Annotated in this window: 3 protein-coding genes; 2 read left to right on the forward strand and 1 reads right to left on the reverse strand. The window is 65.6% G+C overall.

Translation table 11 applies throughout. The features are described from left to right. Positions 1 to 477 precede the first annotated feature (477 nt). The gene (gene pks2 / locus A5652_RS09280) at positions 478 to 6825 is read left to right on the forward strand and encodes a type I polyketide synthase (RefSeq protein ID WP_067349615.1); all 6348 of its coding nucleotides are present in this window, start codon (positions 478 to 480) and stop codon (positions 6823 to 6825) included. Between the two features lie 185 nt (positions 6826 to 7010). Continuing rightward, positions 7011 to 8330: a hypothetical protein gene (locus tag A5652_RS09285; RefSeq protein WP_156745233.1), complete on the forward strand. Its 1320-nt coding sequence runs from the start codon at positions 7011 to 7013 to the stop codon at positions 8328 to 8330. A gap of 30 nt (positions 8331 to 8360) precedes the next feature. Here the strand turns inward: A5652_RS09285 and A5652_RS09290 are convergent. Next, positions 8361 to 13171 (reverse strand): non-ribosomal peptide synthetase (locus A5652_RS09290; RefSeq protein WP_156745234.1); only part of this gene is annotated, 4811 nt, incomplete at its 5' end.

Raw genomic sequence — 13171 nt, forward strand, 5'->3', positions numbered from 1 at the left:
GACGCGCGCGGCCGGGCGGCTGGAAGGCCCAGCGGCTCGCCACCCAAGGCGTTGCCGTCGCGATAGCCGATCGCTGGCCGGTGACATTTATGGTTATTGACGCCTGCGTAGGTGCTCAGCAGCACTGATCCGCGCGGCCATCTGGCGATCAGGCTCGTTGCAAATAGGGTTGGTGCCATCGTCGACGACATCCGGATCCACGGACGTCTTCACAGCGCCATCATCCGTTAACAGCCTTGACTGCGAACACAGCCCAGCTAACATCACGGTTAGGTAACGATCTTATCGACTCTTTAAAATCGCCCGCGGGGTGCGTAATACCATCGCCCTGCCATCTAGGCCGCTGGCGGCATCGAAGCGCCGACTTGAGGAGGTCAATCGGCGTGGATGGTTCGTGCTGGTCGTCGGGGGACCTGCCGGGTCTTGAGTCAAGCAGTGGGGGCGAGGCCAGGCGGTCATTGCCCGTAAGGAGGCGGAATGGTTGCATTCCGGGCCATCGATGATGATGATGCACGTCGATCGGAGTCATTGAGCTGTTCGCCCGGTGCGGCCGCCAGGCCTGCCATCCCGGTTGCCATTATTGGTGTGGCATGCCGACTTCCAGGGGGAATCGACTCTCCGGACCAGTTGTGGGAAGCGTTGCTGCGCGACGATGACCTGATCACCGAAATCCCGGCCGATCGCTGGGACTTCGAGGAATACTACGACCCCGAGGCCGGGGTGCCTGGTCGGTCGGTGTCGAAGTGGGGCTCCTTCCTGGACGACGCCGCAGGGTTCGATGCCGAGTTCTTCGGGATCGACGAGCGCGAGGCGACCGCGATCGACCCGCAGCATCGCCTGTTGCTGGAAACGTCATGGGAGGCGGTGGAACACGCGGGGCTGGACCCGGCGACTTTGGCTGGGTCGCGGACTGCCGTCTACGTCGGCTTGTCGCACGACGACTACCTGTCGGTGGCGGCCGATGCCGAGTCTGCGGAGGGCGCGTACGGATTCCTGAGTAACAGTCGCAGCATGGCGTCCGGACGAATCGCCTACGCCATGGACCTACGAGGCCAGGCGATAACAGTGGATACCGCATGTTCGTCTGGGCTCGTCACTGTGCACCTCGCATGCCGCAGCCTGCACGACGGCGAATGCGATCTGGCGCTGGCAGGCGGCGTTTCGCTGACGCTGGATCCACGGAGATACGCGGCTGGGTCCGCCGGCGGCGTGCTGTCAGCGACCGGGCGCTGCCATGCATTCGACGCCGCCGCCGATGGTTTCGCAATCGGTGAGGGTAGCGCCATGATGCTGCTCAAGCGGTTACCGGATGCGTTGCGCGACGGCGACCGGATCTTTGCCGTGGTCCGCGGCACGTCCCTGAACAACGGCGGCCGAACCGCGGCCCTCACCACGCCGTCGCGGCCAGCACAAGTAGCCGCCTACCGGACGGCCTTGGCCGCGGCGGGTGTGGAGGCCGGCAGCGTGGGCATGGTGGAGGCGCACGGCAGCGGTGACCCGGTCGGTGATCGGATTGAATTCGCCAGCCTGGCAGAGGTTTACGGCACTGCTGGCCCCTGTGCGCTCGGCACGGTGAAGGCGAATTTCGGACACAGTCAATCGATTTCGGGAACGCTGGGCTTGATCAAGGCTGCCCTGGCCCTGCGGCATGGCGTGGTACCCGGAAATCTACGTTTTTCGCGCCTGCCCGATGAGCTCGCGCAAATCGAGACAAAGCTCTTTGTGCCACAGTCAAATACGCCGTGGCCAAGCGATGGCCTCCAACCACGGCGGGCCGCGGTGTCGGCCTACGGGTTCTCGGGAACCAACGCTCACGCAATCCTGGAGCAAGCCCCGGAGAGTTCCGAAGACAGCGGAGAAGCCGAAGGAGCGACATCGCTCCCCCAGACACCTTTACTCTTACCGCTCTCGTCCACCTCAGCCAGCGAATTGCGCCGTACCGCACGAAGATTGGCGGACTGGGTGCAATCACATGACGAGGTGACCCTGCCCGATCTGGCTTATACGCTGGCGCGCCGTCGTGGACACCGCCCGGTGCGCACAACGGTAGTCGCCGGCGACCTCGACGATGCAGCGGCGGGGTTGCGCGAGGTCGCCGACGGTGAAACTCCGTATCAGGCGGCGGCCGGACGCGACGATCAGGGCCCGGTGTGGGTGTTCTCCGGTCACGCGTCGCCGTGGCCGGCCATGGGGGCTGACCTGCTGGCCAACGAGCCGGTGTTTGCTGCGACTGTCGCGGCGGCCGAGCCACTGATCGCGCAAGAGTCGGGGTTTTCGGTAACCGAGGCAATGACGGCGCCGGAGGTGATGACCGGCGCAGACCGGGTGCATCCGACGCTGTTCGCGATGCAGGTCGCGTTGGCGGCCACCATGAAGTCCTACGGAGCGCGCCCCGGCGCGGTGATCGGGCACTCGCTGGGCGAGACCGCGGCGGCAGTGGTCGCGGGGGCACTGTCGCTGGAAGACGGCGTACGCGTCATCTGCCGCAGCTCTCGGCTGATGGCCCGCCTCGCCGGGTCCGGTGCGATGGCCCTGGTGGAAATGCCCGCGCAGCAAGTGCTTTCCGAGTTGATGGCCGGTGGGATCAGGGACGTAGTGATCTCCGTGGTGGCTTCGCCAGAGTCCACGATCATCGGCGGCGCCCCTGAGACGGTGCGCGAACTGGTCAACGCGTGGCAAGCACGGGCGGTGGTTGCTCGCGAGGTAATCACCGGCGTCGCGTGGCATACCCCGGTGGTCCAACCCATCCTTGATGAACTCGCCGAGGCGCTGGCTGAGCTGGCCCCGGCTACGCCGGAAGTGCCCATCTACTCAGCGAGCCAGTTCGACCCGCGCGAGCTACCGGTGTGCGGCGCCCGGTACTGGGTGGACAATGTCCGGCGCACGGTGCGGTTCGCCGCGGCGGTCCAGGCGGCGATGCAGGACGGCTACCGGGTGTTCGCCGAGCTGGCAGCGGATTCCATGCTCGACGCCTATCTTGAACAGAACGCTCGCAGCCTTGACATCTCGGTGGCCGCTCTGGCCGGCATGCGCCGCGAGCAAGCGCTGCCGCACGGGCTGCGCGGCCTCCTGGCGGATCTGCACAACGCGGGCGCAGCGGTCGACTTCTCCGCGCTCTATCCCAGCGGGCGACTGGTAGACGCCCCCCTGCCAACGTGGACGCATCGTCGGCTGCTGTTGGACCGCCACGATCAGCCATCCTCCGTCACTTCCGCCGGATGCACTGTTGCGGTACACCCCCTACTGGGCGCGCATGTGCGCTTGCCGGAAGACCCGGAGCGTCACGTCTGGGAAGGTGAGGTCGGCACCGCCGCCCACCCGTGGCTGGACGACCACCAAATCCACTGTGTCCCTGCGCTTCCCGCGGCGGCCCATTGCGAGATGGCGCTGGCCGCCGCGCACGCGGTGCTGGGCGAGACCTCCGAAGTCCTCGATATCCGCTTCGAGCGGGCGCTGCGGCTGGATGAGCAGACCGCGATCGGCGCTTCGGCATCGTCGTCGTTATCTGGCGCCATCGAGTTCACGGTAGAGGCATTTCGGGGAGGCGAGAAAACCCGGCTGAGCAACGCGGTACTGCACGTCGCTGACGACGGCCAACTCGCTGCGCACGACATTGCCGAGCTTCTTGCCGCGCACCCACATCGCGAGGACGGCGACGAGGTGCGCAAGCGCCTGGACGAGCGGGGCGTCCGATACGGTCCGGCGTTCACCGGTCTTGGTGTAGTGCACACCGCCGAAGGCGACGGTAGCGTCCTGGCCGAGGTCGCGCTCCCGCGCGAAATCCGCTCCCACCAACATGGTTACGCCGCGCACCCGGCTTTGCTGGATGCCTGTTTTCAATCGGTCGCGGCCCATCCGGGCATTCAGACGGTTGTCGGTAACGTATTGGCGCTACCGCGAAGCATCCGCCGGTTACGGACATACGGCTCGGCTCGCAACGCTCGGTACTGCTACGCACGGGTGTCGAAGGCCGACAGTTCCGGTATCGAGGCTGATCTCGAGGTGCTCGACGAGCACGGGGCAATCCTGCTCGCCGTGCAGGGGTTGCGATTGGATACCGGTCTCTCCGAGCAAGACAGGAAAGACCGGGTATTGGCCGACCGGCTGTTGACCATCGAATGGCGGCAGCGAGAACTGCCGGACGTCGAATACGCCCACCCGGGAAGCTGGCTGCTGATCAGCACCACCGCCGTCGCCGACGTTCTTGCCACCGATTTGCCCGACGCCCTGAAAAGTCACGGCTCGCAGTGCACAACCGTGTCCTGGACACCGCACGCCGATCACATCGTGAACAGCCAACAGCTGCGAAAACATCTGCTCGGCACTGGGTTTACCGGCGTAGTGGTGCTGATGGGACCGCAAAACGGTGACTCCGTTGATCCCCTGATGGGCCGCGAGTGTGTGCAGCATCTGGTGCGGATCATCCGCGAATTGCCGGATATCCCCGGCGAGTCGTCTCGCCTCTATGTCGTGACCCGCGCCGCTCAGGCGGTACTCGCCGGTGATGAACCGAAGCTGGAACAGGCTGGGCTCAGGGGTCTGATCCGAGTGGTCGGCACGGAACACCCACACTTGCGCGTCACTCATATCGATTTGGACGCCGACGCCGAAGCCGAACATCTGGCCCGGCAACTCGAGAGCGGATCCGAGGAAGACGAAACCGCCTGGCGCAACGGTGACTGGTATACCGCGCGGTTGTCACCGAGTCCGCTGCATCCCGAAGAGCGCCGCACGGCCGTCGCCGACCACGAGCGCGACGGCGTGCGCCTACAGATCCGCACACCCGGCGCGCTGGAATCGATGGAACTCGTTGCCTGCGAACGGGTCACGCCCGGACCGGGCCAGATCGAAGTTGCGGTCAGCGCCGCCGGCGTCAATTTCGCCGACGTCCTCCTGGCGTGCGGTCGCCTCGCCTCGCTCGAATTCGGGGGCCATCCAACGCAGCTCGGGACCGACTTCGCCGGCGTGGTGACAGCGGTCGGACCGGACGTGACCGACCACAAGGTGGGCGATCGGGTCGGGGGCCTGTGCCACACCGGTTCGTGGGGTACGTTCCTCACCTGCGATGCGCGCTCGGCGGTCACGCTGCCGGCCGGGCTTTCTGACGAGCAGGCGGCCGCGGTCACCACCGCGACGGCGACAGCCTGGTACGGACTCCAGGATCTCGCCCACATCGACAGCGGCGACAAGGTACTGATTCATTCCGGGACCGGTGGCGTCGGGCAGGCAGCGATCGCCATCGCCCGCGCGTCCGGAGCCGAGATCTTCGCGACCGCCGGTAGCAAGCAACGCCGAGATCTGCTGCGCGACATGGGTATCGAGCATGTTTATGACTCACGAGGCGTCGAATTCGCCGACCTGGTACGGCGAGACACCGACGGTTACGGGGTTGACATCGTGCTCAGCTCGGTCACCGGCGCCACCCAGCGCGCGGGGATCGAATTGCTCGCGCACGGCGGACGATTCATCGAGATCGGCAAACATGGCAGCTACGGCGACATCCCGTTGGGGCTGCTGCCGTCGCGGCGCAACCTCGCCTTTTACGCCGTGGACCTGGCGTCGATGTCCGAGACCCACCCACACCGGCTGCGCAGGTTGTTGAACACGGTGTATCAGCTCACCGCCGATGGAGTGCTGCCGATACCGCAGAGCACGCACTACCCGCTGGAGGAGGCCGCCAGCGCGATTCGGGCGATGAGCGACGCCCAACACACCGGAAAACTCGTGCTGGACGTCCCCCGAACCGGGCGCACCCGCGTGACGGTGCCGCCGGCGGCGGCCCGGGTCTTCCGCGACGACGGCGCCTACATCATCACCGATGGACTCGGGAGCAGGGGTTTGTTCTTGGCCGAGAGGATGGCTTCTCCCGATTCCGGGGAGGGCTGCGGACGTATCGTGCTGTCCTCGCTCTCGCAGCCGACTCCCGAGGCCCTGGACAAGATTGAGCGCATCCGTGCGACCGGCGCCGACATCGTGGTGGAGTGCGGCGATATCGCCGAGGAAGCTACGGCTCAGCGTTTGGTCATTGCGGCGACGGCCACGGGCCTTGCGTTACGCGGGGTGGTGCATGGGGCGCCGGGGGCCGAGGACGCCGCCCTGACCGATACCACCGACGAGCTCATCGAACGTAGCTGGGCGCCAGTGGCCAGCGGCGCATGGAACTTACACCTTGCCACTGCGGGACAGCCGTTGGATTGGTTCTGCTCGTTCTCCTCGGCGGCCGCTCTGGTGGGCTCGCCGGGGCAGGGCGCCTGCGCGGCAGCCAATAGCTGGCTAGACGCCTTGACCCTGTGGCGTCGGGCGAACGGCCTGCCGGCCAACGCGATCGCGTGGGGCCCGTGGGCCGAGCCCGAACGCGCCACCGCCGCGGACGATGCCGACATCGCCATCGCTGCCGACGAGGGCGCTTACGCGTTCGAAGCGCTGCTTCGTCATGAGCGCGCCTACACCGGCTATGCGGTCATGGGCACCGCAGTGACCGCCTTTGCACAGCACAGTCCTTTCCTGGACGCTTTCCGCTCCGCTGGGCAAACCGCAAGGGGCATAAGCAGATTGCGTGCTGAGCTCGAGGGGTTGCCCTTCGATGAGTGGCAAACCCGGTTGCTCGGCCTGATCTCCGACCAGGTGCGCCTGATCCTGCGTCGAAACGTGGATGTCGACCGTCCGCTCGCCGAGTACGGCATGGACTCACTGGGCGCGCTGGAGCTACGCACCCGCATCGAGACCGAAACAGGAATGCGCATGAATTCCACCGATCTCGTCGACATCGGCACCATACGCGGCTTGGCGGGCATGCTGTGCGACAAGCTCGCAGGGCCAGGATGAACAACCGCCAAATGCCAACGGCCGCTTTGAATTACCACGCGCTCACGCAATGTGGAATGAATGTAGGGGAAGGCTGATCAGTGCCACTGCGGATACTTCCTGCACGAGCCTCCGTAGGCACCCGCGCAGTCAACGGTGATGCATGCGTGGACAATCGCCTCGCTTACGTGGACCAAGCCTTGTTCATGGGGCAGCGCGTCACCGGGCCGAAGCAAATCATGCAGGTCGTGTGGGTTTATGAGCATCCTCTTGATTTCGACGGAGTGAGGCGTTTTCACCACAATCTCGGTCACGGGTTGCTGGGCAGGCGCATCGAGCGTTCGCCGCTGCCGTTTGCCCGATATCGGTGGGTCCTGGACCGCGGGGAGGCGGACATCGATATTGCGGAGCACCCCCGCCCGCGCACCGAGGTCAGCGACTGGGCGGATGAACGCTCGCAAATCCCTGTCGACCCGGAGTTCGGCCCCGGCTGGCATCTGGGCGTGCTCCCACTGACCGATGGCTCCACCGCCATAAGCCTGGTGATTTCCCATTACCTGCTCGACGGTCTCGGACTTGTCGTGTCGGGAATCGAGGCCCTTTCGGGTATCACACGCGACTTTGGTTACCCGCCGCCACGTTCGCGCACTCGACTGCGCGCGCTGGTCGAGGATGCCCGACAAACAGCGCAGCAAGCGCCCGAGGTTGGCCGGGCCCTTGTCACGGCGGCAAAACAGGCTCGTAATCAGCGGCAGAACACCGCGCAATCACAGACATCGCGGTCGCCAGCCCTCAAGGTAAGGGACACCGACAACGTCGCGGACCCCGTCGTCGTCGTGCCGACCGTCACCGTCTTGGTCGATCTGGCCGATTGGGATGCCTGCGCGGAGGCGCTCGGCGGGACCAGCAAGACGCTGCTCGCCGGGTTCGTGGCGAAATTCGCGGAGCACGTTGGTCGCCGGTGTGCCGGTGACGATACCGTCACCGTGCAACTCCCCATCAGCACAAGGGCCGAGGGTGATATGCGTGCGAACGCAGTGGCGTTCGCCCGAGTCAGCGTCGATCCGACGCGGGTGACAACAGACCTGCGGGACGTGCGTGCCGCGATCAAGCAAGCGCTGGTGACCCTGCGGGAAACACCCACCGAGGCGTCGTCGCAAGTCGCTTCGCTGATCCCTTTCATACCGAAACGGGTCTTGAAACGGCTGAGCGCCTTGGACTACGCGATGCTCAGCGAAGCGCTTCCCGTGCTGTGCTCCAATCTCGGTGACCTGGGCTCCGTGGTGTGCCGCCTCGACGGCAGCGACGCCGAGTTCGTCACCGGGCGACTGGCTTTCCAGCAACTGACGCAACAGTGGCTCGAGCGCACGGGCGGCCTGATGACCGTGCAGTCTTGGCGCCTGCACACCAGAATCGTCATCAGCATCGGGGCCTACCAGCCGGGCGCCGAGAACACGAAACTCGCCATGCGCGAGTTCGCTGCGCGCACCCTGGACGAGTTCAACCTGACGGGCGAAGTCACCTAACGAATCGGGCGGTTCGCGATGCGAACCGCGTTACGACTCCAACGCGAGTTTGAGCCGTTCCCCGTACAAGGCGAGCGATTCGCTGGCCATCATGTCGTCATGGCCGCAGTCAACCGCATGCACGGCGATGGCGCCGGCCACGTACGGGTTCCAGTTTTGTGGGTCCGCCGACTCGTTGCCTTCGTCCCGGCGCGCGGAAAAGATGATCACCTCGCCATCGAACACACCGGGCACATGCTGTCGGAGGTGCGACCCGTTCGAATTGTAATTTTCAACCACGAACTCGAAGATCTGTCGGGGCGGAAGTACCAACTCCACGGTTTTTCCCTGCTGACGGATTAATTCCTCTGCCCGCTCGTAAGTGAGGGGCTGCGCCTGCTCGGGAACATCGATGCGGTTGGATCGCAACGTGAGATCCAGGATGCGACTCTCGCCCTGAATCTCCTCGTCAGGTCCATCGGTATTCGTGGGACCGCCGTTGCCGAGCACCGGGTCCAGCATTATCAGACGCCGGACTTCACCGCCGCGCCGGCGAAGTTCGACGGCCAGCTCGTGGGCCACAGGACCGCCGAAGGACCAGCCAAGTAGGTTGTACGGTCCCACGGGATAAAGGGCTTGCAGTCGATCGGCATAATCCTTCGCCATGGCCCGAATCGATTGCCGTCCAACGTCGCCGTTGTCCGGGATTTGGTTGATTCCGACAATCGGGCAATCCAGGTAATCGCCCAACACCCGATACGCATAACTAAGGCCGAGACCCTCATGAACACAGCACAGTGGAATGCCCGTGCCCTTCTTGAGGACCTCGATCGGGAGCAGTTCCGCCGCGTTGTCATCGCTGCTCAGTTGCTGACTCAGGCTCCGAACCGATGGCGCGTCCAATATGGTGCGCACCGCGAGGTGAGCATCCAAAGTCTTGTTGATTGTGGCGATCACGCGCATGGCCAGCAATGAATCGCCACCCAGGTCGAAGAACGAGTCTTCGACGCCGACGCGGTCTAGCCCGAGGATTTGGGCGAAGATACCGGCCAGTGTCTCCTCGATGGCGTTCGCCGGGGCCCGGTAGCGTTCGGCAACGACATATTCGGGTACCGGCAAGGCTCGCCTGTCGAGTTTTCCGTTGGGCGTCAGAGGCAGCGCCCTCACCGGCACCACGGCGACCGGCACCATGTACGCGGGCAGCCGCTCGGCCAGCTTGGCGCGCGTGGTTATCGGATCGGCGGTGCCGGTGATGTACCCGACTAGGCGCTTGTCACCGGGGCGGTCCTCGCGAGCGATTACCACCGCCTGGCCCACCCCGTCGATTTCGGCCAACGCCGCTTGGACATCACCCAATTCGATGCGATAGCCGCGGATCTTGACCTGCTCATCGGCGCGACCGAAGTACCGCAACTGGCCGTCGGAACCCCAGCACACCAGGTCCCCGGTCCGATACATCCGTGCTCCCGGAGTCCCCGCGCCGGCGAACGGACAGGCCACGAATCGCGATGCGCTCAGTCCCGCCCGGTTCAGGTACCCGTATGACACCCCGGCGCCGGCCACGTACAACTCCCCTATCACGCCGGCCGGAACGGGGCGCAACCAGGCGTCCAGGACAAACAACGCCGCTTGCAGCACCGGCGCCCCGATCGGCACCGGGCCTATTCCCGGCGTCAGCGGGGCGCTCATGGTGATGCCCATCGACGTCTCGGTCGGGCCGTAGGCATTGACCATCAGCCGCCCCGGCGCCCACCGCTGCACCACCTCGGCCGGGCAGGCTTCACCGGCCACCATCAGCGACAGCGACTCCAAACCCTCGGGTGACAGCGCCGCGAGGGCGGAAGGGGTTTCGGTGAACACGTCGACGTGCTCAGCGACCAGCAACGCCTTGAAGTCTTCCGGTGAGGTCACCACGTACTCGGGCACCACGACCACGCGTCCGCCATGCATTAGAGCGAAGAAAATCTCGGACACGGAGACGTCGAAAGCCAGGGATTTGCATTGCGCCCAGGTGGCCGGCGTGGGCAAGTGCCGATCCACTACCTCGAGTAGCTGAATCGCATTGTGGTGAGAAACTGCCACGCCCTTGGGGACACCCGTTGTGCCCGAGGTGTAGATGAGGTAAGCGATGTCATCGGGCGCCGGCGCCGGCAAGCCCGTCGATGGATAGCCGGGAACGCGGGTGTCGTGGACGTCGATGATCACCAAGCCGGACCCGCCCAGCCGCGCCCGCAGATCTGATTTGGTGATCGCCGCGACCGGCGCGGCATCGGCCACCATGAACTCGATACGAGCCGTTGGCACTGCCGGGTCGATCGGCAAATAGGCCGCGCGGGTCTTGAGCACCGCCAAGATCGCCACGATTGCCTCGGCCGAGCGTGGCAGGAGCAGCGCCACGACATCACCGGCTGCCACACCCTGTTCGGCCAACAGGTGCGCCAATCGGTTCGCCGCCTCGTCGAGCTCGAGGTACGTCATCGAGCGGCCCTCGCACGTCAGCGCCACCGCGTCCGGGGCACGCTCGACGTGCGCGGCAAACACCCCCGGAATAGTCACGGACGCCGGCGCCGGGTGCGTCAACACTGCCCGGTTGCCCCACGCGTCCAGGCGGGCGTGCTCGTCGGCGTCGAGCAGGTCGATCGACGACAGCGGCCGGGTCGGCTCGGCGGTCATGGCGACAAGCACCTTCTGGAATCGCGCGAACAGCGCCTCGATGCCGGCTAGGTCGAACACCTCGGCGTCGTATTCGACGCGAAGCCCGATTTGAGGACCCGGTATGGCGGCAACCGCCAACGGGTAATGGGTGGATTCGCTGGTGTTGACTTCGGTGATGGTCAGGTCGTAGTCGCCGGTTAACGCCTCGGTGTCGACCGGATAGTTCTCGTAGATGAACATGGAGTCGAACAACTGGTCGTGGTCGGTGAGCCGATGAATCTCGGACAGCGCCAGGTGCTGGTGCTCCAGCGTGCAATTGTGGGCTTCCTGCAGCTGATCCAGCAGGTCGGCGGCGGTGGTTGCCGTGGTGATGCGCGCCCGTACCGGCACCGTGTTGATCAACAGCCCCACCATCGAGCCCGCGCCGACCAATTCCGCCGGCCGTCCCGAGACCGCGGTGCCGAAGACCACGTCGTGCTGGCCGGTCAACCGCATCAGCATCTGGGCCCATGCCGCCTGCAACACGACGTTGACGGTGGTGTGACGCGAACGCGCCAAGTCGCCCACGGCCTGGGTGGTGTTCTCCGGCACCTCATACCATGCGGCGGATCGCCGCGCCTGACTCAGCTGGCCCGGCGGACCCACCAGCGTGGGGGCATCCAGGCCGGCCAACACCTCGCGCCAAGCCGCCTGGGCCGCAGCGCGATCCCGACCAGTGAGCCAGGCGACGAAGCTGCGGTACGGTTCGGCCGCGGGCAGCGGGCGTCCGTAATAACTGGCAAAGATCTCTTGCAGCAGGATCGGCAACGACCAGCCATCGAGCACGATGTGGTGATTGGTAAGCACAAACCTGTGCCGGCCCGGTGCGGTGCGGATCAGCACCGCCCGAAATGCGGCCTGCTCGGCCAGGTCACACACCGCGACGCGTTCAGCGGTGCACACCTCCCGGACCTGCTCGTCAATGCTTACGCCGTTGGGATGCAGCTCGATGTACTGCCATGGCACTACCGGATCAGCGGGGATGATCTGCACCGGCTCGTCGAATTGGGTCGAGAACCGGGCCGCCAGGTTGGGATGGCGGGTTACCACCGTGTGCAGCGCCGCACGCAAGCGATCGGTGTCGAGAGCGCCGATCACGGTGAAGTCCAGTTGCACCGCATACACATCGTGATCGGGACCCCAGCCGGCGCCGGCGTGGAACAAAAGCCCCTGCTGCAGCGGGGTCAATGGCAGTATGTCGGCGATCTGGTGCTCCTGCTGCAGCTCATCGAGCTGTCGCTGAGTCAGCTGAGCGGGAGCGAAATCGGACGGCGTGAACCCGCCCCCGCCGTTGCGCACATGCGCGCAGATTCCGGCCAGGGCGTCAAACCACAACCGGCCCAGCCGGTTCACTTGCTCGCGATCCACCGCCGACGCCGCCCAGGTCCAATTCGCGTGCAGCTGTGGACCGAATTCGGTATCCAGGGTGCCGGCGTTGAGCTCGAGGGTGTGCATCAGCGGCATCGGTATGGCCGCCGCCGCGCGGGTGACCGACACGACGTCCTGGCAAACTCGCCACAGGTCGTGGGAGACCTCGGTGGCGGCGCCCAGTCGCCCCAGATAGTTGAACCCGATCACCGGGTCCGGGCCTTCCAAGTCGACATCGGGGTTCACGTACCGCAGCAGACCGTAACCAAGCGGGTCAGGCAGGGCGCGCAGTTGCTCCTTGGCGTCTTTGACCAGCACGCCCAGCGCCGCCTCGCCGGCCACCACCTGATCCCACGCCAACCCCCCAACGTTCAATGCCACCGGATATTTCGTGGTAAACCACCCGACCGTGCGAGTCAGGTCGACGTCGGCGGCCAGCTCCTCGTGACGTCCATGCCCCTCCACGTCGATGCCGATCGGCCCACCACCGATCGCGGCGAACTCGGCTACGGCCAACCCGAACGCGATCAACAAGATGTCGTGCACCCCGGTGTGAAACGCCGTGGGCACCTCTCCCAACAGCATCCGAGTGGTCTCGACATCGAGCGCCACTGACAAATGACCCGCCGCGGCGAACGTATCCACCGTGGGCCGCACCGCCGGCAACACCGCCGGTGCCGCCGCCACCTGCCGCCACGACTCGACCTGATCCACCACCGCGGGACTACTGGCGTGCGCGGCCAGCAGCGCCGACCACCGGGCAAACGATGTCCCCGCCGCCGGCAACGCTATGGGCTGCC

The organism is Mycobacterium sp. 1165178.9 (assembly GCF_001673555.1).
Lineage (GTDB): Bacteria > Actinomycetota > Actinomycetes > Mycobacteriales > Mycobacteriaceae > Mycobacterium.